The sequence below is a fragment of the Mycobacterium sp. M26 genome, assembly GCF_001494595.1.
Lineage (GTDB): Bacteria > Actinomycetota > Actinomycetes > Mycobacteriales > Mycobacteriaceae > Mycobacterium.
Genome location: NZ_LN929908.1, coordinates 1,576,691 through 1,599,547 on the forward strand (window position 1 = coordinate 1,576,691; position 22,857 = coordinate 1,599,547).

General features: G+C 66.0%; 24 protein-coding genes and 1 tRNA gene. 13 read left to right on the plus strand and 12 right to left on the minus strand.

Annotation, left to right across the window (positions count from 1 at the left end):
* Positions 1-17: 17 nt before the first annotated feature.
* From BN3385_RS16760 to BN3385_RS16780, 5 genes are all read left to right on the plus strand, one after another.
* On the plus strand, positions 18-515 hold the full coding sequence (locus BN3385_RS16760) for a GAF domain-containing protein (RefSeq protein WP_059018273.1): 498 nt from the start codon (positions 18-20) through the stop codon (positions 513-515).
* A 53-nt stretch (positions 516-568) separates the two neighbouring features.
* Positions 569-642 (plus strand) — tRNA-Ile (locus BN3385_RS16765).
* A gap of 40 nt (positions 643-682) precedes the next feature.
* The gene (locus tag BN3385_RS16770; protein ID WP_059018275.1) at positions 683-1,708 is read left to right on the plus strand and encodes an alcohol dehydrogenase catalytic domain-containing protein; all 1,026 of its coding nucleotides are present in this window, start codon (positions 683-685) and stop codon (positions 1,706-1,708) included.
* Positions 1,709-1,830: 122 nt separating this feature from the next.
* Positions 1,831-3,168: a PE-PPE domain-containing protein gene (locus BN3385_RS16775; RefSeq protein ID WP_059018277.1), complete on the plus strand. Its 1,338-nt coding sequence runs from the start codon at positions 1,831-1,833 to the stop codon at positions 3,166-3,168.
* A 543-nt stretch (positions 3,169-3,711) separates the two neighbouring features.
* Complete coding sequence (locus BN3385_RS16780) at positions 3,712-5,001, plus strand: hypothetical protein (protein ID WP_059018278.1); 1,290 nt, start codon at positions 3,712-3,714, stop codon at positions 4,999-5,001.
* Here the strand turns inward: BN3385_RS16780 and BN3385_RS16785 are convergent.
* From BN3385_RS16785 to BN3385_RS16795, 3 genes are read right to left on the minus strand one after another with little or no spacing between them, the layout of a single operon-like run.
* Positions 4,998-5,387, minus strand: a complete 390-nt coding sequence (locus BN3385_RS16785) for a DUF2237 family protein (protein ID WP_059018281.1) — start codon at positions 5,385-5,387, stop codon at positions 4,998-5,000. The genes BN3385_RS16780 and BN3385_RS16785 overlap by 4 nt on opposite strands.
* Before the next feature lie 7 nt (positions 5,388-5,394).
* Positions 5,395-6,081, minus strand: coding sequence for a TVP38/TMEM64 family protein (locus BN3385_RS16790; protein ID WP_059018283.1), 687 nt, complete (start codon positions 6,079-6,081; stop codon positions 5,395-5,397).
* The gene (locus tag BN3385_RS16795) at positions 6,074-6,781 is read right to left on the minus strand and encodes a TetR/AcrR family transcriptional regulator (protein WP_231748750.1); all 708 of its coding nucleotides are present in this window, start codon (positions 6,779-6,781) and stop codon (positions 6,074-6,076) included. Before BN3385_RS16795 ends, BN3385_RS16790 begins: the two co-directional genes overlap by 8 nt.
* Positions 6,782-6,967: 186 nt before the next feature.
* Between BN3385_RS16795 and BN3385_RS16800 the strand changes: the two genes are divergently transcribed.
* The 5 genes from BN3385_RS16800 to BN3385_RS16820 are packed head-to-tail and all read left to right on the plus strand — an operon-like array spanning position 6,968 to position 11,994.
* The gene (locus tag BN3385_RS16800; RefSeq protein WP_059018285.1) at positions 6,968-7,396 is read left to right on the plus strand and encodes an MmpS family transport accessory protein; all 429 of its coding nucleotides are present in this window, start codon (positions 6,968-6,970) and stop codon (positions 7,394-7,396) included.
* A complete protein-coding gene (locus BN3385_RS16805; RefSeq protein ID WP_059018287.1) occupies positions 7,393-10,266 on the plus strand; it encodes an MMPL/RND family transporter in 2,874 nt (957 codons plus the stop codon). Before BN3385_RS16800 ends, BN3385_RS16805 begins: the two co-directional genes overlap by 4 nt.
* Before the next feature lie 2 nt (positions 10,267-10,268).
* On the plus strand, positions 10,269-10,601 hold the full coding sequence (locus BN3385_RS16810) for a DUF732 domain-containing protein (protein WP_059018289.1): 333 nt from the start codon (positions 10,269-10,271) through the stop codon (positions 10,599-10,601).
* Positions 10,602-10,611: 10 nt separating this feature from the next.
* The gene (locus BN3385_RS16815; RefSeq protein WP_059018291.1) at positions 10,612-11,082 is read left to right on the plus strand and encodes a DUF5078 domain-containing protein; all 471 of its coding nucleotides are present in this window, start codon (positions 10,612-10,614) and stop codon (positions 11,080-11,082) included.
* Between the two features lie 15 nt (positions 11,083-11,097).
* Positions 11,098-11,994: a lysophospholipid acyltransferase family protein gene (locus tag BN3385_RS16820; RefSeq protein ID WP_059018293.1), complete on the plus strand. Its 897-nt coding sequence runs from the start codon at positions 11,098-11,100 to the stop codon at positions 11,992-11,994.
* Here the strand turns inward: BN3385_RS16820 and BN3385_RS16825 are convergent.
* From BN3385_RS16825 to BN3385_RS16840, 4 genes are read right to left on the minus strand one after another with little or no spacing between them, the layout of a single operon-like run.
* Complete coding sequence (locus BN3385_RS16825) at positions 11,980-12,951, minus strand: aldo/keto reductase (RefSeq protein WP_059018295.1); 972 nt, start codon at positions 12,949-12,951, stop codon at positions 11,980-11,982. The genes BN3385_RS16820 and BN3385_RS16825 overlap by 15 nt on opposite strands.
* Before the next feature lie 9 nt (positions 12,952-12,960).
* The gene (locus BN3385_RS16830; RefSeq protein WP_059018297.1) at positions 12,961-13,638 is read right to left on the minus strand and encodes a DUF427 domain-containing protein; all 678 of its coding nucleotides are present in this window, start codon (positions 13,636-13,638) and stop codon (positions 12,961-12,963) included.
* 4 nt (positions 13,639-13,642) lie between these two features.
* A complete protein-coding gene (locus BN3385_RS16835) occupies positions 13,643-15,469 on the minus strand; it encodes a glycoside hydrolase family 183 protein (RefSeq protein WP_059018299.1) in 1,827 nt (608 codons plus the stop codon).
* A gap of 15 nt (positions 15,470-15,484) precedes the next feature.
* Positions 15,485-15,871 (minus strand): nuclear transport factor 2 family protein, encoded by a 387-nt coding sequence (locus BN3385_RS16840; protein ID WP_059018300.1) that lies wholly within the window; start codon positions 15,869-15,871, stop codon positions 15,485-15,487.
* A 256-nt stretch (positions 15,872-16,127) separates the two neighbouring features.
* Here BN3385_RS16840 and BN3385_RS16845 point away from each other — a divergent pair, with 256 nt between their 5' ends.
* Entirely contained in the window at positions 16,128-16,409 is a 282-nt protein-coding gene (locus BN3385_RS16845; protein WP_082690514.1) for a hypothetical protein, read from the plus strand.
* Here BN3385_RS16845 and BN3385_RS16850 read toward each other — a convergent pair.
* Positions 16,406-16,882 carry an SRPBCC family protein gene (locus tag BN3385_RS16850; RefSeq protein WP_059018305.1) on the minus strand — a complete coding sequence of 159 codons (477 nt, stop codon included), beginning with the start codon at positions 16,880-16,882 and terminating at the stop codon, positions 16,406-16,408. The genes BN3385_RS16845 and BN3385_RS16850 overlap by 4 nt on opposite strands.
* 94 nt (positions 16,883-16,976) lie before the next feature.
* On the opposite strand from BN3385_RS16850, the gene BN3385_RS16855 reads away from it, so the two are divergent.
* The gene (locus BN3385_RS16855; RefSeq protein WP_059018306.1) at positions 16,977-18,101 is read left to right on the plus strand and encodes a phosphotransferase family protein; all 1,125 of its coding nucleotides are present in this window, start codon (positions 16,977-16,979) and stop codon (positions 18,099-18,101) included.
* Between the two features lies 1 nt (position 18,102).
* On the opposite strand, the gene BN3385_RS16860 is transcribed toward BN3385_RS16855, so the two are convergent.
* The 4 genes from BN3385_RS16860 to BN3385_RS16875 all read right to left on the minus strand — a co-directional run bounded on the left by BN3385_RS16860 (position 18,103) and on the right by BN3385_RS16875 (position 22,244).
* Positions 18,103-18,390: a hypothetical protein gene (locus BN3385_RS16860; protein ID WP_156432779.1), complete on the minus strand. Its 288-nt coding sequence runs from the start codon at positions 18,388-18,390 to the stop codon at positions 18,103-18,105.
* 79 nt (positions 18,391-18,469) lie between these two features.
* A complete protein-coding gene (locus BN3385_RS16865; protein WP_059018310.1) occupies positions 18,470-18,925 on the minus strand; it encodes a DUF5078 domain-containing protein in 456 nt (151 codons plus the stop codon).
* Positions 18,922-21,816 (minus strand): MMPL/RND family transporter, encoded by a 2,895-nt coding sequence (locus BN3385_RS16870; RefSeq protein ID WP_059018312.1) that lies wholly within the window; start codon positions 21,814-21,816, stop codon positions 18,922-18,924. The genes BN3385_RS16865 and BN3385_RS16870 overlap by 4 nt, the downstream gene beginning before the upstream one ends.
* A complete protein-coding gene (locus BN3385_RS16875) occupies positions 21,813-22,244 on the minus strand; it encodes an MmpS family transport accessory protein (protein ID WP_059018314.1) in 432 nt (143 codons plus the stop codon). The genes BN3385_RS16870 and BN3385_RS16875 overlap by 4 nt, the downstream gene beginning before the upstream one ends.
* Positions 22,245-22,510: 266 nt before the next feature.
* On the opposite strand from BN3385_RS16875, the gene BN3385_RS16880 reads away from it, so the two are divergent.
* On the plus strand, positions 22,511-22,849 hold the full coding sequence (locus BN3385_RS16880; protein WP_059018316.1) for a DUF732 domain-containing protein: 339 nt from the start codon (positions 22,511-22,513) through the stop codon (positions 22,847-22,849).
* Positions 22,850-22,857: the final 8 nt, after the last annotated feature.

Here is a 22,857-nt window from a genome sequence, read left to right on the forward strand (position 1 = left end):
GCTGGGACACTCCGGGTATGGCGAGCGCAGAACCCCACAAGACCGATACCACCGCAGGACTGGCGCCCTTGGCCGGCCGGTTGGACAAGATCGCCGAGCAGTTGGGGGTGAAGTCGGTGCTGGTGATGCGTTCGGAGCCTGACTCGATGGTGGTGGCTGCGACCGCAGGTGAGGCCACCCAGCACTACACCGTCGGCGCGGCGGGCAAGAAGGCGCTGGCCGACGAGTCCCGGGTGCCGCTGTACTGCGAGCGGGTGGTCGACTCCGACAGCCCGGTGTTCGTCCGCGACTCCCGGGAGGACGCGACCTTCGCCGGCAACGAGGACGAGGTGGAGTTCGGTCTGCACAACTACCTGGGCCTGCCGGTGCACGACGGTTCCGGCCGGGTGGTGGGCACGGTGTGCGTGCTCGACGACTCGGCGCGCGAGTACACCGAGGACGAGCTGGCGCAGCTGTCGGCCCTGGCCGGCGAGGTCGAGGGCATCATCGACAGCGACGGCAGCGCGCTGGGCTGACCTGGGGCTTGTCGCGGCCGAACCCCCGAGCATGCGACCATAGGTCCGCACCGGGGGCGGTAGCTCAGTCGGTTAGAGCCGCGGACTCATAATCCGCTGGTCGCGGGTTCGAGCCCCGCCCGCCCTACTCAAGATCAATCCGCCGCGGCCCGGCCATACTGGGTCTGGTGAGGCAACTGACATTCGTCGAACCAGGCGTGCTGGCGTGGCAGGACGCCCCTGACCCGCAGCCCGGCGCCCGCCAGGCCGTGGTGCGGCCCTTGGCCGTCTCCCGCTGCGATCTCGATATCGCGATGGCCGCCTTCGGCCTGTTCCCAGGGCCCTTCACCGTCGGCCACGAAATCGCCGCCGAGGTCATCGACGTCGGCCCCGGCGTCGACCGCATCCGACCCGGTCAGCGGGTCGCCGTGCCGTTTCAGGTCTCGTGCGGCACCTGCGCGCCCTGCTCCGAGCGGCACTACGCCGCGTGTCTGCCCAACCAGGCCCGCGCCGGGGCGGCGTTCGGCTTCGGCGCGGCAGGCGGCGGCCATGGTGGCGGACTGGCCGACCTGCTGCTGGTGCCCGATGCCGACCATCTCCTTGTGGAGGCGCCGCCCTCGATCAGCGACGTCGCGCTGGCCACCATCCCCGACAACGTCATCGACGGATACCGGGCCGTCGTCGACGGCCTGCGGGAACGGCCGGGCTCTGACGTCCTCATCGTCGGCGGAGACGCGCCGTCGATCAGTCTCTATACGATCCTGTGCGCGCAGGCCTTGGGCGCCGGACGGATCCGCTATGCCGACGGTGACCCGCAGCGGCTGGCCGCCGCCGCCGACCTGGGCGCCGACGTGATCGACGTGGGCGGTGAGTTTCCGCGCCGCCTCGACCGGGCCCCGATCGTCGTCGCCGCTTCCCTGCAGCAGGAGGGCCTGCACTGCGCGATCCGATCCACTGAGGCGTACGGCCGGCTGACATCGGTGACGATTCACTTCACCCCGGAGACGCCGCTGCCGTTGCTCGAGATGTACACGCGCGGAATCACTTTCCACACCTCGCGAGCTGATTCCCGGCGCTACCTTCCCGAACTACTCGACCTGGTGGCGGCCGGCCGTATCGATCCGCTCGCCGTGCCCACCACCACGGTCGGCTGGGACGACGCGGCCGGGCACTGGCTGCAACCGGCATTGAAGATGGTGGTCGTCCGGAACTAGTGCGCCAATTGTTCACGTTTCAAGTGATCTGATTCTGCATCCGTCCGGACCAAGATTTGCCATGCTGAGGCAACATCGTGAGGGACGGGGGTCCCAGTATGGGCAAAGCTGCCCGATCAGGGATGGCGACCATTCTGGTTTTCGGCGCCGTGTTGTTGCTGGCACTGACGCCGCTGCCGTCGGTGGTCGTCGCGCTGACTGCCACGGCGCTCTACCTCGGCGGCACGGGTCATCCGCTCAGCATTCCCGAGGACACCACCGAGTTCATCACCCAGTACATCGACAAGGCCGGCTCCCTGTACGTCTCACCGTCGGGATTGTGTGGCGGGGTGTGCTCGCCGGCCGCCGTCTACAGTCCCGAGCAGTTCCGGTTCGACACCGGCTTCTGGGACCTGCCCTACGACGAGTCGGTGGCGATCGGACTGGCGAATCTCGATGCCTGCCTGCGCAAGAAGCCGTGCACCGTCACCAAACCTCCGTACACCCTGACCGAGACGGCGACACTGACCGACGCCTCGTATGTGGTGTTCGGGTACTCCCAGAGCGCGGGGATCGCCGCTCTGGAGAAGTACGACCTCATTGCGCACCCGCCGCCGGGAACCACGGTGAGCTTCGTGCTCAACGCGAACCCGAACCGGCCCAACGGCGGCATCCTGGAGCGCTTCGTCGGGTGGTACCTGCCCGTCATCGGCGTGACGTTCAACGGGGCGATGACCACGAATTCGCCTGAGCCGCATCCGATCACGACTGTCGACGTCGCCAATCAGTACGAGCCGGTGGCTGACTTCCCGACCAACCCGCTCAACCTACTCGCCGATCTCAACGTCCTCGTCGGGTTCCTCTACCTCCACCCCGAGACGGCCTACTTCGCGGCGACCGATATCCGGCTGCAGGGCCAATACCAGGACACCACCTACTATCTCGCGCCCGCCAAGACGGTGCCGCTGCTGATGCCACTGGAGCAGATCCCGCTCATCGGCCCGGCGTTGGCCGCCACCCTGGATCCGCCCCTACGCGTTCTCATCGAAGCCGGCTACGACCGTACGATCAATCCCGGCCAGCCCACGCCGGCCCAGTGGCTCTACGTGCCCGACCTGCTCAAGACCACGGTCAACTTTCTCGAAGCGATCCCGACGGGATGGGACAACGGGATTGCCCTGCTCACCGGCGATCCGGCGAACCGGCCGTTCCACACCACCCCGCCGGGACCGTACGGGGTGGGCGGGCCGCCGGTGTACGCCGGCGCTATCGACCCTTACGGCGATCCGACGCCCCTGACGCCCACACCCAGCCCGGTGGCATCGACGCGGACTGCCGCCACCGCCACGGTGGCCCGGCCGGCCCGCAGCAAGCGGTCGGCCCCGGCCAGGCCGTCCCGCACCGCGACCGAGCCACGTGAACGCGGCACGTCGCATACCGGGGCCAGCGGACGGCATCGCGCCCCAAGTCAGGCTGACTGAGCGTGATGAACCGGCACCGGTGTGCCGCCCCGCGTGATATGTCTTCGCCAGGAAGCTGTGCATCAGCACTGTTCCAGAGCCCACGGGGGGTCAGGATGTCTGGTTCATCGAGAAAGACACTGCCGGTGGTGCGGTGGCTGCAGGTGGGTGCCGCTGCGGCTGGCGTGGGCATGGCCCTTCTCGCCGCGCCGGGAACAGCCCTGGCCGATGACGACACGGGCTCGGCCCCGTCCGCCGGGTCGCACTCCACAGCAGGCCACCACAAGCCACGATCGTCGGCGGCCAGCACCAACTCGGCCCGTCCCGCGTCGGCAACCCGGCCCACCGCTTTTGCCAGCAGAGCACCGGTGCGCCGCGTGGTCACCGTCGTGGGATCGACACGGCGAGTTCTGTCCACCGCCCCCACGCCGGCGCTGTCCTCCGCACCCACCCCGGCCCCGACGCTGCCGCAGGCCGTGAACGGACTGCTGTATTCGGTGGCGAACCTGCTCTCGGTCCTTCCGCAGGGGCCCGTCAACTACGTTCTCGAAGCTGCCGCAGGCCGTGAACGGACTGCTGTATTCGGTGGCGAACCTGCTCTCGGTCCTTCCGCAGGGGCCCGTCAACTACGTTCTCGAAAGCGCGCTGTGGGTGGTCCGCCGGACGCTGTTCCCCGCCAGCGTCGGCGTCATCACCACACCCATCACGGTGCCGCTCTACTTCACCGACATCGACTCCGACGGGGACGGAACAGCCGATACCAAGAAGCTTGGCATCTACGCCACCCTCGGTAACGGCGCCACCCCGAAACTCTTCGAATTCGACACGGGCGCTTCAGGATTCTTCGCGGCCTACGCATCCAATGACCCGAAGATCTCGGACTGGTGGGGCAACGGCGTGCGCGGCTCGACCACCCTGGTCTCGCGTGGCGACGACAGTGGGATCACCTACAGCGGCGTGGCCGCCACCACCACGGTGTCGTTGTTCGCGCAGGGCAACTCGCTGCCGCTGGCGTCCACCGGGAGCGTGCAGGTCGGGCAGGCCAACCTCATCACCAACGGAAGCAGAAATCTGTGGACGCCCAGCGGAACGTCGATCGACGGCGGCATCCATCCGCCGCCGGTGGAGAAGGCGTTCTACGGCGATTTCGGCGTCGGGCCCAACTACGAAGCGGACGGCCTCACAAGTCTGCTGTCCCAGTTCACCTTCGCCAATGGCATCGCACCAGGATTCATCGTTCATGCCGACGAACAGAGCCAGACGGCCTGGGTTCAGATCGGGCTGACGGCAGCGGATCTGCAGAACTCCGCGACGGCCTTCTTCGCCATGGACAAGGACAAGTCGGCCGAGGACAAAACGGTTCCCAACAGCGGGGTTCGCTTCTACAAGCAGGACCTGATCAAAGCCAAGATCAATATCTTCGACGGCACCGAGCACGTCATCAAGGACTCCGAGGTCAAGGTGGTCGTCGATACCGGTGCCAAGACCACCATCCACAACACCGACAAGAGCCCTGAGGCCACCGACTACGACAAGATTCTGCAGCCGTCGCACGACGACGAGAAGAAGGGCGTTCTAGTCGCCAATCTGTCCTTCTCGCTGAAGGGCGACACCACGTCCGGAAACCATCAGACGTACTTCGAGATCACCACGACCACCGATCGCCAGGAGGCGGAGGGCTCGACACAGGTGGTGGAGTATCGCAATGACGGGGACCGCTACGGTGTGGACTCCGACAAGGCCAAGTACTACCTCAACTCCGGGATCCAGCTGTTCTACCAGTACGACGTGGTCTACGACCTTGGCACCTCAGCCGGTGGCGGCCAGCTCGGGGTGACCCCGGTGACGACCTAGGACAACCCGCCGAGGTCGTCGGGCACGTCGACGGCGTACTGCTGCAACGTTTCCAGCGGCACCAGGTCCAGCGTGCGTTCGTGGGTGCAGGCCAGCACCACCGGTGCCGCACAACCGTCCTGATGCGCCCGCAGCCAGTTTCGGGCGGTGACGCACCAGCGGTCCCCGGGTGCCAGCCCGGGAAATCGGTACTGCGGCATCGGCGTGGCCAGGTCGTTGCCGATCGAACGCTGGTGGTCCAGGAACTCCGCGGTCACGACCGCGCAGATGGTGTGCAGGCCGACATCCTCCGGACCGCTCGAACAACAGCCGTCCCGGTAGAAGCCGGTCAGCGGTTCGGTACCGCAGGGTTGCAGTTCGCCTCCGAGGACGTTGCGATCAGCCACCGCACCATTATCGGCCCCGAGCGCGCCAACTGCGGTAACCCCGGTGCGCGGCGAACGCCCCGATGATCGCGGTCACGCACCAGACCCCGATGGCGGCATACGCCAGCGGAGAGGAAAGATCCGAGATCGAGGCCCCCAGTGCGGTGTAGACGAAGGCGCGCGGCGCCGACCCGATGAACGCACCGATTGCCATCTGCCACAACGGCATTCCGAACGCGCCGAACGCGTAGGAGGCCAGCGCGTCGGAGATGCCGGGGATGAAGCGCTGTCCGACGACCGCCCACAGCCCGCGGCGCTTGATCTGGCCGTCGATGCGCTGGGACCACTCCTCGCCGATTAGTGCCCGCGCGCTGTCCCGTCCGGCGCGCCGGCCCACGAGGGCGGCGATGGTCGCCGTGGTCACCGTCGACCCGAGCGTCACGAACGTGCCCAGAACAGGCCCGAACAGAAAGCCGCTGCCGGCGGCCAGCAGTGGGCCGGGGACGAAGATCGCGGCCAGGACGGCCGCCACCAGGAGGTAGGCCACCGGCGCGACAGGGCCGGTGGCGGCGACGGCATCGCGGATCTGGTCGACGTTGATCACGCGAGCGATGGCGACCAGGTAGAACATCGTCAGCAGCAGGGCGACGAAGACCGCCAGACGCAGGATGTGCGGCCAGCGCCGAACTGCGGGGGAGTCCTCCCCGTCAGCCATTGAGGATCTGCAGCGCGGCGGCCTGACCTTCGCGGAGAAACTCGACGATCTCCGTCGCGGTGGTCTGTACCTGCTTGCGGTTGGCCCGTTCGGGTCCCAGCAAGGCGGTCACCGCAGGGCCCAACACCTGGAGCGGATCGGTGCCGACCCAGTCCGGCTCGGGCCGCACGATCGAGGTCACGGCACCGGTGATCAGGAGGTGCAGTGCCATTGCCTGCTCTTTGACTTCCCAGTCCTCGCGGGCCAGCCCGTGGCGGCGCCAGATCGGCAGGATGCCGTGCAGCATGGCGCTCGGTCCGAGCTCACGGTGCAGGGTCACCGACCGGGGGTGGTCGGCCAGCACGCCGAGCAGGTCCTCGTTGTGGTCCTGCAACGCGGAGATGAGGGGATTGGTGGCCACGTTCTGCAGCATCATCGGGCAGAAGCGTGACGGCCGGACCAGGTCGGGCTCGTCGGTGACGCGCTGAACCAGGCCGTCCATGATGCTCATGAAATTGCGGCCGAGCAGCCCGATCAGCAGGTCCTCTTTGGTGGGCCAGTACAGGTAGACGGTCCCTTTGCCGACGTGCGCCCGCTGCGCGACATCGGCGACGGTGAATCCCTTGACCCCGCGCGCGACCAGCAGGTCACTGGCCGCCGCCAGCAGCCGGGCCGCCTTGGCCGAGTGCTGCTCGGGCAGGCCGTCGAGGGAAGTGCTCACCGTCGTGACTATATCGGCGGGCACGTTGATCACTGACACATCGCCGTCTATCGACACGCCGACCATTGTGACATACTGACCAAAATGGTCGATTGGTCAGTTTTGGGTTAGCATCAGATGCCTCGCCGGGACCCCGGCCGAGGACACGTACCGCGCCGTTGAGGAAGTCAGCCGAAAGGGGAGTCCGTGTTAAAGGTGTTGAGGCGCATATGGATTCCCCTGCTGATCGTGGCGATACTGGCGCTGGCGGCCACCACGATGTCGCGGGTACGCACCTTCTTCGACACCGGCGCGCAGTTCGGTGCGCCCAAGCCGGTTGCCGACGATGCCAAACCCTTCGACCCGAAGATCGTCACCTATCAGGTCTGGGGTGACGGGACTGCCGCCGACATCAACTATCTGGATCTCAAGACCCAGCCGCAGCGCCTCGACGGGGCAGCACTGCCCTGGTCAGTGACATTGCAGACCACCGACCCCTCGGTGTTCCCGAACCTGGTGGCCAAGGGCAACGGCCAGTCCATCAGCTGCCGCATCACCGTCGACGACGTCGTCAAGGACGAGAAGACCGCGACCGGAACCGGTGCGCAGACCTTCTGCCTGGTCAAGTCCGCATGAGCGCCGTCGAGCCGCCCGAGCATCGCGGCCCCGCGGTGTGGATCCGGAAGCTGGCCGTCCCGATCATCCTGGGCTGGATCGGCATCATGATCACGCTCAACGTGGTGGTGCCCCAGTTGGAGGTGGTGGGCAAGCTGCGTTCGGTATCGATGAGCGCCAACGATGCCGCCTCGGTGGTCGCGATGAAACACATCGGCACGGTGTTCGGCGAGTACAACTCCGACAGCTCGGTGATGATCGTCCTGGAAAGCGATCACGCCCTCGACGACGCCGCGCACACGTACTACGACGAGTTGGTCCGCAAGCTCGAAGCGGACACCAAGCATGTCGAACACGTTCAGGACTTCTGGGGCGACCCGCTGACCGCTGCGGGTGCGCAGAGTAAGGACGGCCGGGCCGCCTACGTCCAGATCTTTACCGCCGGAAACCAGGGTGAGGATCTGGCCAATGAATCGGTCGCGGCGGTCAACACCACCGTCAACAGTGTCTCGCCGCCGTCGGGGATCAAGGCCTACGTCACCGGAGCCTCGGCGATGACCAGCGACCAGCAGGTCGCCGGTGATCGCAGTATGAAGGTCATCGAGAACCTCACCTTCGCGGTGATCATCGTGATGATGATGTTCGTCTACCGCTCGATCATCACCACCGTGCTCACCCTGCTGATGGTGATGCTCAGCCTGGCGACGACCCGCGGGGTGGTGGCTTTCCTGGGCTATTACAACGTGATCGGGCTGTCGACCTTTGCCACCAGCCTGCTGGTGACGCTGGCCATCGCCGCCGCAACGGATTACGTCATCTTCCTCATCGGCCGGTATCAGGAGGCGCGAAGCAGGGGTCAGGATCGGGAAGCGGCCTATTACGAAATGTTCCACGGAACCGCTCACGTGATCCTGGGCTCCGGCCTGACGATCGCCGGGGCGACGCTGTGTCTGCACTTCACCAACCTGCCCAACTTCCAGACGCTCGGCATTCCGCTGGCCGTCGGCATGCTCGTCGTGGTGCTGGTCGGCTTGACCCTGGGGCCCGCCGTCATCACCGTCGCCAGCCGGTTCGGCAAGGTCCTGGAACCCAAGCGCGCCATGCGAGTTCGGTTGTGGCGCCGTATCGGCGCGGCCGTGGTGCGCTGGCCCGGGCCCATCCTGGTTTCGGCTGTCGCCTTGTCACTGGTGGGTCTGCTCGCCCTGCCCGGGTACCGCACCAACTACAACGACCGGCACTACCTGCCGTCTGACCTGCCGGCCAACTCCGGGTACGCCGTCGCCGACCGGCACTTTTCGCAGGCCCGGATGAACCCCGAATTGCTGATGCTGGAAAGCGATCACGATCTGCGTAACCCGGCCGACTTCCTCGTCATCGACAAGCTGGCCAAGGCCGTGTTCCGGGTGTCCGGTATCAGCCGGGTGCAGACCATCACCCGACCCCAGGGAACGCCCATCGAGCACACCTCGATTCCGTTTCAGATCAGCATGCAGGGCATCACCCAGACGATGAACCAGAAGTATCAGCAGGACATGATCGACGGACTGGGCGACCAGGTCAACGCGATCCAGAGTTCCATCGACTCCCTGGAGAAGATGCAGAGCGTCACCGGTCAGATGTCGGAATCGATGCACCAGATGGTCGCCAAGATGAAGACGATGTCGATGGACGTCGCCGAAATGCGGGACGGCATCGCCAATTTCGACGACTTCTTCCGTCCGATCCGCAACTACCTCTACTGGGAACCGCACTGCTACGACATCCCGATGTGTCAGTCAATGCGGTCTGTCTTCGACACCCTCGACGGTATCGACACCATGACCGATGACATCCAGGACATGCTGCCGGTGATGGAACGGCTGGACGGTCTGATGCCTCAGATGGTCGCGGTCATGCCCAACATGATCGAGACCATGAAGACCATGAAAAAGACCATGGAGACGATGTATCACACCCAGAAGAGCCAGCAGGATCAGTCGGATGCGATGCAGAAGAACTCGACGGCCATGGGGCAGGCCTTCGACGCCGCGCAGAACGACGACTCGTTCTACCTGCCACCGGAGACCTTCGACAATCCGGACTTCAAGCGGGGCATGAAGATGTTCCTCTCGCCGGACGGGCATGCGGTGCGGTTCATGATCAGCCATGACGGAGATCCGCTGACACCGGAAGGGCTCAGTCACGTCGAGGCGATCAAACATGCTGCCAAGGAGGCCATCAAGGGCACGCCGCTGGAAGGTTCCGGACTTTATCTCGCCGGTTCGGCGTCGATGTTCAAGGACATGCAGGAAGGCGCGAACTGGGATCTGGTGATCGCCGGAATCGGCTCGCTGTGCCTGATCTTCATCATCATGCTGATCATCACCCGCAGTGTGGTGGCCGCAGCAGTGATCGTCGGAACCGTGCTGCTGTCCCTGGGTGCCTCTTTCGGTCTGTCAGTCCTGTTGTGGCAGCACATCATCGGTCTCGAGCTGCACTGGATGGTGCTGGCCATGTCGGTCATCATCCTGCTGGCGGTCGGCGCGGACTACAACCTGCTGCTGGTGGCGCGACTCAAGGAGGAGATCCACGCCGGTATCGGCACCGGCATCATCCGGGCGATGGGCGGCAGCGGTTCGGTGGTGACCTCGGCGGGCCTGGTGTTCGCCTTCACGATGATGTCGATGGCGGCCAGCCAATTGACCGTGATCGGCCAGGTCGGCATGACCATCGGGCTCGGTCTGTTGTTCGACACCCTGATCATCCGGGCTCTCATGACACCGGCGATCGCAGCACTGCTCGGCAAGTGGTTCTGGTGGCCGCAGCGGGTCCGGGAACGGCCCGTCCCCGAGCCGTGGCCCGCCCCCATCCAACAGGATCCGGCAGCCACCCTGACAGGAGCCACCTCATGACGATGCGACGGGTCGCGTTGGCGGTCCTGCTGGCCGCCGGTGCGATCACCATGGCCCCGACGGCCCAGGCCGACCCGGACACCGACTTCGCCACGCAGTTGCACCAATTCGGCATCTACGGGCCCAGGGATTACAACGCCTGGATCGGCAAGATCGCCTGTACCCGGCTGGCCGGCGGGGTGGACGCCGACGCCTACCAATCGGCAGCGTTCGTCAGCGAACAACTGCAGCACGGCAGCACCACCGACCAGGCCTGGAAGTTCCTCGGCCTGGCGATCGCCACCTACTGCCCCGATCAGACCCCGGCGCTGCAGCGCGCCGCGCGCACATCCTAGGAGGCCCAGCATGATTCGGTATCTGCGCGCCGCGCTTGCGGCAGTGGCGGCATGTGCGGTGCTTGCGGCCGCGTGTGCGGCGCTGCTGGCAGCATCGCCGGCGGCCTCGGCGGACGCCACCGACGACTATCCGATTCCGCACCGCATTCTGACGACGGGGTGCACCGCCGAGCAGATCATGGCCGCCGCCCGAGACGTCGAGCCGATCTACTACGAGCGCTACATGATCGACTACAACAACAAGTCGGCCGATGTGCAGCAGGCGGTCCAGGACCGGATCCACTGGTTCTTCTCGATGGACTACGCCGGACGCCGGCAGTACTCGGAAGACACCGCCACCAATGCCTTCTACGAATCGCTAGCCTGGAATTGGCCGAACTGGGCCAAGCTGTTCTTCAACAACAAGGGCGTCGCGGCCCACAGCACCGACGTCTGCCAGAACTATCCGCCCGCCGACATGTCGGTCTGGGCGTGGACGTAGCAAGGGAGCGATTTCATGCCGAACACCGTGCCGGACAACGAGTCCAACGACGTTCCCGAGCTGGATCACCTCATCAACGAACCGAGCCGGGTGCAGACCCTCACCAAAGCGATCCTGGCGGTGGCCGACCGATTGAACCCGATCGTGGATTTCGGTAAACCCTATGTCGACGGATTGGAGAACCTGCCCCGGGACGGGCGCTTCCTGCTGGTGGGTAACCACACGGCATTCGGGATCGCCGAGATCCTCATGATCCCGTATTTCGTGCACCGGGAACTCGGGATCCGGGTGCGCGCGCTGGCCGACCAGCAGTTCGGGACCATGACCGGCTTGGTCGCCGACGTCATGGCGGCGGCCGGAGGGGTCGTCGGCACCCCGGAGAACGCCGCCATGCTCATGGCCAACGACCAGACCGTCCTGGTGTTCCCGGGCGGTGGGCGGGAGATGCCGAAGTTCAAAGGCGAGAAGTACCAGTTGAATTGGGAGCGCCGGATCGGATTCGCCCGGCTGGCAATCGCGCATGAGTACCCGATTGTCCCGGTCGGGCTGGTGGGCGGTGACGACGTCTATCACGGCCTGGTGGAACGAGACAGCCTGGTGGGCCGGATCAGTCAGTTCCTCGGCAGTCGCATCGGTGGCAGGCCGGAGATGGTCATGCCGCCGGTTCGTGGCCTCGGGCCGACACTATTGCCCGATCCCCAGCGGATGTACCTGCGGTTCGGGACGCCCATCACCACCGTGAAACCGGCGCGGACGAAAGTCGAGACCTGGCAGGCGACGGTCAAACAGGAGACGCAGACCGCGCTTGAAGTGATCCTCGCCGATCTGCAGAAGCTGCGCGCCACCGACCCCTACCGCAAGCTCAACCCGCTGGGCTGGGCGCGGGCCGTGCAGCCGTCAGCCGCGTCCTAGCCGCTCCCGCACGGTGTCGGTGATGAACCGCACCGGTGACGCCGGCCGAAATGCCTTGGCGGCCGCGGTCAGCGCATCCCGGGACGCGGCGGGCAGTTCGATATCGGCTGCGGCCACGTTGAACTCGAGTTGCTCGACGCTGGAGGCGCCGGGGATGGCGACCACCCCGGGAAGGCTGATGAGCCAGGCCAGTGCCACCTGAGCCGGCTGGGCATTCACCTCGGATGCCACCTCGCGCAGCGTCTGCAGCAGCGGTTCGGCCCGCCGCAGGTTCTCGGTCCCGAACAGCGGGTTGACCGCGCGAATCCCGCCCGGGCGGTTATCGAGTCCGTACTTGCCGCCCAGCAGACCCTGCTCCAGCGGGCTCCACGCGATGATGATCCGGTTCTCCTGCTCGGCGAACGGCACGAGATCGTCGAGCGGGCCGGCGTGCGCCAGCGAGAAGTGCACCTGATTGCTGATCACCGGGCGGCCCAGCGCGGCATCGGCTTTGCGCCACCGGGACAGCGAGTAGTTGGACACTCCGGCCGCGCCGATCGCGCCGCTGTCCAGCAGATCGCGCATACCCGGCATGATCACCGAATCCGGCACCACCGGGTTGGGTTGATGAATCTGGTAGAGCGGAATCCGGTCCAAACCCAGTCGCTGGGCGCTGGCCTTCTCGCGCTGGCGGATCACCGGCGGGAAGGGCGCCACCGGGAACACCTTGCTGGCCACCGCCACGTTGGCCCGTTGCGCGCCGAGTGCCTCGCCGAGAATCCGCTCACTGCGCCCGAAGCCGTAGACCTCGGCGGTGTCAAAGAATGTCACGCCCAGCGCCAAAGCGCGTTGCACGATCTCGCGGGCCGCGCCCTCGGCGTACTCGTCGCCGTAACCCCATTCGCTGGAACCGAACTGCCAGGTGCCCAGACCGATCCGGCTGACCCGGCCCACACCCTCGACGTCGATGTACTTCATGCCACCAACCTACGTGGCCGGCAGCTGTGCCTGCATCGCGGTCTTGTCCGGGTCAAAGCTGAGGAGGCCGGCGATGGGCAGGCTCTCCGGCAGCGGGTCGTCATAACTCCACGCGACGTCGTCGACCACGACGTCGCCGATCCTGGCCGACCAATAGGTCGCCACGCCCTTGTAGTTGCAGTAACTGGTGGTCTCGGTTGGGGTGAGCAGGTCCATCCGGACCTGGTCGCGGGCGACATACAGCCGCGGCTCGAGTGCGGTCTCGAACAGGATCATGGTGTCGTCGGTGTCGACCAACGTCGTGCCGGCGACCTCGACGCGCAGCCGCCGAGTGGTCGGCCGGCAGTCCACCCGGTGATACGGGTTGGGCGGATAGTGGACCAGCCGCCGGCCCTCCTCGAGCCAGGTGTCCACCGAATTCCAGCGCACCACAACGTAGCCCGGCGCCAGCGGTTCGGGCTCATGGGGCAGGTCGCCGACCTCGTCGTGCGGGAAGGCGTAGCTCAGCGGCTCGCCGGCGCGGTGCACCAGCAGCGCCCGCTCGGTGTCGATCACCGTGCGGCCGTGGCGAATTGCCTGCACGCGCCGGGGGTGTGGCTCCAGGTAGACCAGCGCCTCGGGGATCGGGGCGGAGAACCTGCCTGCGGGATCAGGCCCCAGCGGTCCCCGTCCCGCCACCAGGCTCACCGGATCACACCACCGTGGTGTGCAGCGGCGTCAGGTCGGTCTGCATCAGCGTGACGTTGTACGGACCCCACAGCGACATGTTCCAGTACAGGTTGCTGACGTCGGCGTTGCCGCTGCTGTCCGTCAGCTTTCCGGTGCCCGACCACGGATGGATCATCGGCGCGTAGAGCCCCGGGTACTGCACCGAGGTCGCGATGGTGATCGGATCCGACCACGGGCCCTCGGGCCGGTCGGCGGTGCGCAGCACCACGTTGTTCTGGCCGTTGCCGTACAGCACCACGTACTTGTCCAGATACTCGTTGTACTGCACCGACATCTCGCTGACGTTGCCGCCGGTCTTGGCTCCGGTCAGCCCGGCGAACCAGCCGCCGAAGAAGTTCGGGTTGTTGGCCAGATCGATGATCGGCCCGAACAGGCCGGGGGAGCTGGTGGAGTCACCGAGGATCGGTGCGGCGACGGCGGGTTTGCCCTGCACCCAGTTACTGCCGTCCCAGTACTCGTACTTGCTCAGATCGGTGATGTTGTCCTTGGCCACCCGCGACAGGTAGGCCGACCCGGCCCGCCCGGACGGTGTGCCGAAGGCGTACACATACTGCGGGTCACCCTCGGCCACCTGGTCGGCGGGCTGCAGCACGTAGGCGGCCTGCTGGAAGTTCTGGCTGCCCGGCACATACGGCGTCGAGGACCGGAACCACCCGGCCGAGCGGATCGTCGAGGGCACCAGCACCCACTTGTCGGTGGCCTGGTCGTACATCGAGATCGCCGAGTAGTTGGTGGTCCAGCGGCCCGGGGTGTCCCAGGACTTGACCGACATGTAGTTGACGTACTGCTGCTGGTTCACCGAGATCGCCGCCGTCGGGATGATCGTCACCTCGGAGTTGAGGATCGGGAACAGCGCACCCGGCGCACTCGGAATGAACTGGTAGGCATAGCCGGTCTGCAGCAGGCTCAGTCCGTTGGTGAGGTTCGTGTCGGTGCTGAGCAGCAAGACGTTCGAGCGCCAGTCGCCGGTCATGTTCGGCCCGCTGAAGGTATCGCCGAACGCCAGCTGGATCTTGCCGGTCAGCCCGTTCTCCCACATGATGCCGAGATCGGTCCCGTAGATCCCGAAGCCGTTGGTGATTCCCGGACCGGTCACCCAGCCGACGTTGCGGGTGGCCAGCGTCCCCGTCGAGGTGGTTGCCGCGGCGGCCACAGCAGCCGTCTGGGCGGCCTGGGCAGCCTGGACGGTGGCGGGCGTGGTGTCGAGTTCACGTCGCGTCCAGGCGGCCAGCGTCCAGATCGCCGGGGACGGAGCGGGTGTCGGGGCGACCGGCGAGGTGGCGGTTCCCACTGGGGCCAGCCCGACGGCCGACAGGATGCGCGACACCACGGGTGCGGCGACTGGGATGGCGGTGGCTTTCGGCGGTGTGACGATGCGGTTTACCGGTTCGGTGACGGCGGTGCTTCCCGTCGCTGCTGCCGGGACCGGTTCGGCCGCGGCACTCTCCGGAGCTGACGACGCAGCCGACGATGAGGTCGTGGTCCCGCTGGTGACGGCGCCCCCGGAACTCGTCACGACGGGCCGCGCGGCCGCGCTCTTGCCGGACTTCTTCGACGATGACGCACTGGAATCCGATCCCGGTGTGCGCGGGCTGCGTGCCGAGGACCCCGTCGACTTCGACGCGTCCTTACCCGGGGAACTCGCGGTCGAGCCGGCGCCGCCGGCGCCCGGGCTGTCGTCAGCCCAGGCCGCCGCGCTGCCGTTGGCGATGGCCGCGCCGACCCCCAGCGCTACCGCCAGCGCCCCCATCCGGCCCACGTACATCCCTGCATTCTTCGAAGCACCCATCAAAGCCACCCCTCATCAACTGTTCTGCAGCAGTTCACCCATCGCGGGAACGATCGTGTGTAAAGCCTTCAGCGGTCTGATCATCACCTTGACGGAGGTGATCTTGCCGTCGTCGTTCCAGTGGATCATGTCGATGCCCTCGACAGTCACGCCGTCGACCTCAGCGGCGAATTCCAGTACCGCCGAACGGCTCTCGATCCACTTGCCGACGTAGCGGAAGTTCGCAGCGGAGAACAACGTCTCGGCGGCCCGCAGATACTTCGCCGTCAGCTCCCTGCCCCGCTGGGGGGTGAACACCGCGGGCGAGTAGAACACGGCATCCTCGGCGAGCAGGTCCTCGAGTTCGTCGGTCTTCCCGGACTCGATGACGCGCAGCCATCGATCGATGACAGAAACGGTCACCTCGCTGGTCCTTTCGCATTACGGGCTTCCAGCGTCCCACAGCCGCCCGGTTCGGTGGTTCGGGTAGGTCCAGTCGACGCGAAATTGGGACCTTCGTACCCCGATGCCCGCGAAGCCAGCAAAGAAAAAACATTGCTCAAGTGGTTGCCAGTTCTGCAGATTCGTGACAGTATTCTCCCGTCCGGCGAAGTCAAATGCCGCCGGCCAGAATTTTCGCGGCGAACCTTTTTCTCGCCGCCAGAAGAGGAGAAATCCCATGAACGCAGGTCGTTCCTACGCCAGCCTGGCAATTGTTGCCGGCACCTCCATGCTGATCGCCTTCAGTTCGCTCGTCGCCGGTTGCGGCAACGACAGTAAAGAGGCTCCGGTCAGCACGACCCCGACGAGCAGCACACCGGCCTCCAGTGCGCCGGTGTCGCCGACGGAGAAGTCGCTGAGCCCGACCGAGGGCAACAAGTTCACCCCGCCGGTGGTCGCCCCGCCCGCACCCACCGAGGGCACCGGCAACCACCATCACGGCCTGAACGGCATCGGCTAGGCCGATCCGGCCTGCAGTTCCCGCGCGATCGCGGCGTGATAGCGATCGATGTTGGCCGGGTTGACGATTCGGAAGAAGCCGTCGGGCATCGGTTCGTCGCGGGGCGCTTCGATGGTCATGGTGCGGCGGAACAGGGTGAGGCCCTCGCCGGGCTGGGTGAAGTGATACTGCACGGTGATCCGGCCTGCCATCCCGCCGTTGCCCTGCCGGTCGTGACCGAGTCGGCCCACCGAGGTGAACTCCCACAGTGACGGCCGGACCGCGATCGCCAGGTGCCAGGTGAAGATGCGCTCGCCATCGGGCCCGCCCTCTTCCCAGGTGTCACCGACCTTCAGCGGCAGTGCGTCGAGCTTGCCGACGTAGTTGCTGCCGGGGTAGGTCTTGGTCCAGTTGGCCGGATTGGTGACGAAGTCGTAGAGCGTTTCCGGCGAGTGCTGGAATACCGTCTCCGAACTCGTTGTGACGATGCCCAATTGGGGTGCCCTTTCACCTCGGCGATGTGTGCGTAGTTTACACATTCGCGTCGATTTGTAACTATCTACCGGCTCCGCCGGATAGTGTTCGACGATGCGTTCGGTGATCCGGTTCGGAGCTCATGTCGGCCGCGGGGTGCATCGGCTTGCCGTCGACACCGCGCTGGGCGCCCGTCGTGACTTCCCGCGCCGCATCGACGATCTCGACGCGGCCGCCCTGTCGACGATCATCGGCCGGTCGGTGGCCACCGTCTCCCGGCTGGACGGCACCGCGGGCACCTCGAGTCGCGCCCGGCTCGCCCTGAGCGGCGACGGCGTTCCGGACTCGGTGTTCGTCAAGATGTCGGCGGCCACCGCGGGCATCCGGATGCTGGGGGAGTTGGCGTCGCTGGGTGAAACCGAGGCGCGCTTCTACGGCGAACTCGCCCCGCTGCTGCGCACCGGCGTGCCGCACTGCCACGGCTCGGCGTTCGACGCGGTCACCGGGCGGTTCGTCATCGTCCTGGAAGACATGGCCGCCACGGACTGCCTGTTCCCCGACACCCTGCATCCGCTGTCGACCGACCAGCTGGCTCAGGTGCTCGAGGTGCTTGCCGGACTCCACGCCACGTTCTGGGGTCGACTGCCTGTCCAGCCCGGGGGCAGCGGCCCGTTCGGCTGGCTGCAGGCCCCGTCGTCGGATCCGGCCAACCTGCTCACGCCATCGGTGATGAAGCTGTCGGCTCGCAAGCTTGCACAGACCACCTCGATCCCGGTGGACGCCGGCCGCTACCTCTGGGAGAACTTCGGCCACGCCACCGCCGTTGTCGACAGCGGCCCGCATACCGTCCTGCACGGCGACAGTCATCCCGGAAACACCTACTTCCGGGATGGCCGGGCCGGACTGCTGGACTGGCAGGTGGTGCGCCGTGGCCATCCGTCACGCGATCTCGCGTATGCGATCGTGCTCGGCACGCCCGCCACCGACCGCCACGACGTGGAGGCTGACCTGCTGGCCGTCTACCGGTCGGCTCTGAAGGCCGCTGGCGGGCCGGATCTCGACGGCGACGAGCTGTGGACCCGGTACCGGCAGGCGGTGGTCCACCCGTACCTGTCCGCGCTGAGCACGGCGGGTCTGGGCGGGCTGCAGGATGACGATATCGCCCTGGAGGGATTGCGCCGGGCGGTCACCGCGCTCGACGAGCTCGAGACGGTCACCGCCCTGGCGGCGGCCCGGTGAACTACTTGGCGCAGTTGATCGTCACGTAGGCTATCGGCTGGCTGCCCGCCGAACCGGCGGTGTTGATGTCGGTCACCGTGCACTGCGACAACCCTGCGTTGGGGACGCCGTTCTCGTACTGCAGAGACACGTCGTATCCCGCGGCATCGAGGTCGCCGATGGTGGCGGCTGCCGACTCCGAACCGGGCTCGGGGATGTTGGGCGGATCGGCAAACGCCATGGGAGCCAAGGCGATCGACACGCCAAGGCCGATCGTCACAGAGGTGGCGCAACGCAAGCGGATCGACATGTCAGGACTGTCGCGGTTGCGGCTTGCCAACCGGGGGACGACAGGTGAACGGATCCCTAACGGGACGTGTCGGGTCAGCTCACCAGTTCCACACGGACATATCGTCCGGCGGGTAGTTCATGCAGACGTCGGTGGTCTTGGCGGCCACGCCCTTGTTGTTGAAGAACAGCTTGGCGTGGTTGGGCCAGCGGAAGACCAGCGGATCGGAGTAGATGTTGGTGGCCATCTCCTCCGACCAGCCGCGGCGCGCCGCGGCGTCCAGCGAGTAGAACCAGTGCACGTAGTCCTGGGCTGCCTGCTGCACGTCGGCCGGCTTGTTGTTGTAGTCGATCATGTAGCGCTCGTAATAGACGGGCGTGACGTCGCGGGCCGCCGCCATGATCTGCTCGGCCGTGCAGGTCGTGATGATCATGCGGTGCGGGATCGGGTAGTCATCCGAGGCGTCCGCCGACGCCGTCGCCGGCATCGCCAGCGCGGCCATACCCAGCGCCGCCGCAGCCGCTCCCATGCGGACAGTCCTGCTCATCGTTGTCATGTTGAACCTCCCTCAGGGCTGGCGCCCACGGATAGCCGATCCGTATCGTCCGATTCGTCGCGGCGCGGTGCCGGCCAGTTCTGCGGGAGCGGGCGCTGGCGCACCCGCTGCGGCCACCAGAACCACCGGCCCATCAGCGCGGCGATCGACGGTGTCATGAATGACCGGACGATCAGTGTGTCGAACAGCAGACCCAGCGCGATCGTCGTGCCGACCTGGCCACCGACCCGCAGCGGGCTGATCACCATCGACCCCATCGTGAACGCGAAGACCAGGCCCGCCGATGTCACCACCGAACCGCTGCCAGCCATCGCCCGGATGATACCGGTGTTGAGTCCGGCGTGGATCTCTTCTTTGAACCGGGCGACCAGCAGCAGGTTGTAGTCCGAACCCACCGCCAGCAGGATGATCACCGCCATCGCGATGACCATCCAGTGCAGCGGCTGGCCGAGGATGTGCTGCCACAGCAGGACCGACAGACCGAACGAGGCGCCCAGCGACAACAGCACCGTGCCCACGATCACCGCCGAGGCGACCACCGCCCTGGTGATCACCAGCATGATGACGAAGATCAGGCACAGCGCCGCGATTCCGGCGATCAGCAGGTCGTAGTTGGCGCCGTGCTGCATGTCCTTGTAGACCGACGCGGTGCCGCCGAGGTAAACCCTCGACCCCTCCAGTGGACTGCCCTTGATGGCCTCGAACGCCGCGTTCTTGATCTTGTCGATGTGCGAGATGCCTTCCGGCGTCGCGGGGTCACCCTCGTGAGAGATGATGAACCGCACCGCTTTTCCGTCCGGGGAGACGAACATCTTCAGACCGCGCTTGAAGTCCGGGTTGTCGAACACTTCCGGTGGCAGATAGAACGAATCATCGTTCTTCGAGGCATCGAACGCCTGGCCCATCGCGGTGGCGTTCTCCTGCATCGCCTCCATCTGGTCCTGGAAGCCGTTCATCGTCGACTGCATCGTCAGCATCGACGCCTTCATGTTCTTCATGGTCGCGATCATCGGCGGCATGATCTGGACCATCTTGGGCATCAGGACGTCGAGCCGATCCATGTCGACGACGATCGACGACAGGTCGTCACTAAGGGTGTCGATGCCGTCCAGGGCGTCGAAAATGGACCGCAGCGCATGGCAGATCGGGATGTCGTAGCAGTGCGGTTCCCAGTAGAAGTAGTTGCGGATCGGCCGGAAGAAATCGTCGAAATCGGCCAGGTTGTCCCGGATTTCGTTGGTGTCGGCGACCATCTGCTTGGTCTTGGCCACCATGTTGTGGGTGACCCCGACCATCTCTTTGGTCAGGGCCAGCATCCGCTCCATCGTGTCGATGGTGACCTGCAGTTCGTCACCCATCTTCAGCAGGTCCTTCATGCGGTCCTGCAGGTAGGACATGTTCATCGTCTGGTTGGTGCCGGACATGCTGATGATGAACGGAATCGAGGTGTGCTCGATCGGGGTGCCCAGCGGGCGGGTGATGGTCTGCACCCGGCCGATGCCCGGGATGTGGAAGACGGATTTGGCGACCCGGTCGATGACCAGCATGTCCGCCGGATTCCGCACGTCGTGGTCGGTTTCGATGAGCATCAGCTCGGGGTTCATCCGGGCCTGCGGGAAGTGCCGGTCGGCGGCGGCGTAGCCCACATTGGCCGGGATGTCCTTGGGCAGATAGTTCCGGTCGTTGTAGCTGGTGGTGTAGGACGGCAACGCCAGCAGGCCGACCAGCGCCAGCGCGATCGAGGCGACCAGGATCGGCGCGGGCCAGCGCACCACCGCGGTGCCGACCCGGCGCCACATGTGGGTGTTCATCTTGCGCTTGGGCTCGAAGATGTTGCGGAACCGGCTGCCGATCGAGATCACGGCGGGTCCGAACGTCAGCGCGGCGAAGACCACCACGAGCATGCCGATGGCCAGCGGGAAGCCCAGCGACATGAAGTACGGCAGCCGCGCGAAGTGCAGGCAGAACGTGGCGCCCGCGATGGTCAGACCCGAGCCCAGGATCACGTGGGCGGTGCCGTGATACATCGTGTAGTAGGCGGTCTCGCGGTCCTCGCCAGCGAGGCGCGCCTCGTGATAGCGCCCGATCAGGAAGATCGCATAGTCAGTGGCCGCGGCGATGGACAGCGTCGCCAGCAGGTTCACCGCGAACGTCGACAGACCGATGACCTCGGCGTTGCCCAGGAACGCGATGACACCGCGGGCTGCGGTGAGTTCCAGGAACACCATCACCAGGATCAGCACCGTGGTGACGATGGATCGGTAGACCAGCAGCAGCATCACCAGGATGACCGCGATGGTGACCATTTCGACGACCTTGACTGCCGAGTCGCCGACGTTGTGCTGGTCGTGGCTCAGGGCCGTCGGCCCGGTGACGTACACCTTGATCCCGGCCGGCGGGGGGTTGGCCGCGACGATCTTCTGGACCGCGTCCACCGATTCGTTGGCCAGCGCCTCGCCCTGGTTGCCGGCCAGATACACCTGGACGTAGGCGGCCTTGCCGTCAGCGCTCTGCGAACCGGCCGCCGTCAGCGGATCGCCCCAGAAGTCCTGGATGTGCTCGACGTGCTTGGGGTCCTCGCGGAGCTTCTTGATCAGCCCGTCGTAGTACTGGTGGGCGTCGGCTCCCAGTGGCTGGTCGCCTTCCAGCAGGATCATCGCGCTGCTGTTGGAGTCGAACTCCTGAAAGTCCTTGCCGACCTTCTGCATCGCCTTCATCGACGGCGCGTCCTGCGGCGCCAGCGAGACGGTGTGTTCCTGGCTGACCTGCTCCAGTGGCGGGACCGCGACGCTGAGCACCACGACCAGGCCGACCCAGAACAGCACCACGGGGATCGCGAAGGTCCGAACCAGCCGGGGGATCAGCGCATGCGCTCCGGATGACGGGCTCATGCGGACTTCACCAGGCAGAAGGTCTGGGCGTTGACACCGGTGGAGGTCTTCTCGTCCTTGAGCACACCGTCGACCAGGATCCGGCAGCCGATGGTGTCGGTGTCACCCTGGGCGACGATGTTGGCACTGGCCGCCGGCGCGGTGGTGGTCAACGTGATGGACCAGGGCAGGGTGACGTCGCGCGCGATCTGGGGCTGGGCGTCCAGGTCGAGGTAGTTGATGGTCGCGACCGCCCCCTGCGGTCCGTAGATCTCGTAGGTCACCTGCTTGGGGTTGAACGGCTTGGTGTCATTGGCCAGACCGCTGCCCGGACGGGTCAGTTCGGTCTTGCCGAAGACGCCGTGCAGGCGGAACACCGCAAACCCCGCGATGGCCACCACGATGACGATGACCACCGGTATCCACCCGCGTCTGAGTGCCTTGACCATAGGTTTCTTCCGACGAGGTCAGGACGCCGACACGGGCAACGCGCAGAATCCTGCGACGCCGATCGTGAGGGTGCCCGTTCGTCTCATCTCAACCCCGATTTTCTCGCGCCGCGACCGATTAGCTGATGTAACCCAAGAGATTAGCCCACTTAACTGATCGGACAATACCCCCGGGTAGCTCGACGGTCCGATTTCCCTCACCCGTTCGTGCCCGAGGTCACACCGGGCTTCCGCGCGTGTGGTTAGCAGGCCTACAATTCCGACTCATGAACGTCACGAGGCTTGCCATGGTCGCCGCAGCTGCCATCGCGGCACCGCTGGTCCTGGCCACGCCGGCGCACGCCGACCCCGACATCGATTTCGCCAATGAGCTGCACGGTTTCGGTATCTACGGGCCCCGGGACTACAACGCCTGGATCGGCAAGATCACCTGCAAGCGGCTGAACAACGGCCTGGACAAGGACGCCTACCAGTCGGCCAAGTTCGTCCTGACCAATCTGCCGAACGGCTCGACCCAGACCCAGGCCGTGCAGTTCCTGGGGGCGGCGATTACCACCTACTGCCCGGAGCAGATCGGCGTCCTGCAGCGGGCCGCCGTCCAGTAAGGCCTGCT

Excerpts from the sequence above, each read along its gene's own strand:
- BN3385_RS16845 (WP_082690514.1), top strand. The coding sequence starts at position 16,128 with ATGAACGCAGGTCGTTCCTACGCCAGCCTGGCAATTGTTGCCGGCACC.
- BN3385_RS16865 (WP_059018310.1), bottom strand. The coding sequence starts at position 18,925 with ATGACAACGATGAGCAGGACTGTCCGCATGGGAGCGGCTGCGGCGGCG.
- BN3385_RS16870 (WP_059018312.1), bottom strand. The coding sequence starts at position 21,816 with ATGAGCCCGTCATCCGGAGCGCATGCGCTGATCCCCCGGCTGGTTCGG.
- BN3385_RS16880 (WP_059018316.1), top strand. The coding sequence starts at position 22,511 with ATGAACGTCACGAGGCTTGCCATGGTCGCCGCAGCTGCCATCGCGGCA.
- BN3385_RS16875 (WP_059018314.1), bottom strand. The coding sequence starts at position 22,244 with ATGGTCAAGGCACTCAGACGCGGGTGGATACCGGTGGTCATCGTCATC.
- BN3385_RS16860 (WP_156432779.1), bottom strand. The coding sequence starts at position 18,390 with ATGTCGATCCGCTTGCGTTGCGCCACCTCTGTGACGATCGGCCTTGGC.
- BN3385_RS16820 (WP_059018293.1), top strand. The coding sequence starts at position 11,098 with ATGCCGAACACCGTGCCGGACAACGAGTCCAACGACGTTCCCGAGCTG.
- BN3385_RS16805 (WP_059018287.1), top strand. The coding sequence starts at position 7,393 with ATGAGCGCCGTCGAGCCGCCCGAGCATCGCGGCCCCGCGGTGTGGATC.
- BN3385_RS16855 (WP_059018306.1), top strand. The coding sequence starts at position 16,977 with ATGCGTTCGGTGATCCGGTTCGGAGCTCATGTCGGCCGCGGGGTGCAT.
- BN3385_RS16835 (WP_059018299.1), bottom strand. The coding sequence starts at position 15,469 with ATGGGTGCTTCGAAGAATGCAGGGATGTACGTGGGCCGGATGGGGGCG.
- BN3385_RS16760 (WP_059018273.1), top strand. The coding sequence starts at position 18 with ATGGCGAGCGCAGAACCCCACAAGACCGATACCACCGCAGGACTGGCG.
- BN3385_RS16825 (WP_059018295.1), bottom strand. The coding sequence starts at position 12,951 with ATGAAGTACATCGACGTCGAGGGTGTGGGCCGGGTCAGCCGGATCGGT.
- BN3385_RS16775 (WP_059018277.1), top strand. The coding sequence starts at position 1,831 with ATGGCGACCATTCTGGTTTTCGGCGCCGTGTTGTTGCTGGCACTGACG.
- BN3385_RS16810 (WP_059018289.1), top strand. The coding sequence starts at position 10,269 with ATGCGACGGGTCGCGTTGGCGGTCCTGCTGGCCGCCGGTGCGATCACC.
- BN3385_RS16790 (WP_059018283.1), bottom strand. The coding sequence starts at position 6,081 with ATGGCTGACGGGGAGGACTCCCCCGCAGTTCGGCGCTGGCCGCACATC.
- BN3385_RS16815 (WP_059018291.1), top strand. The coding sequence starts at position 10,612 with ATGATTCGGTATCTGCGCGCCGCGCTTGCGGCAGTGGCGGCATGTGCG.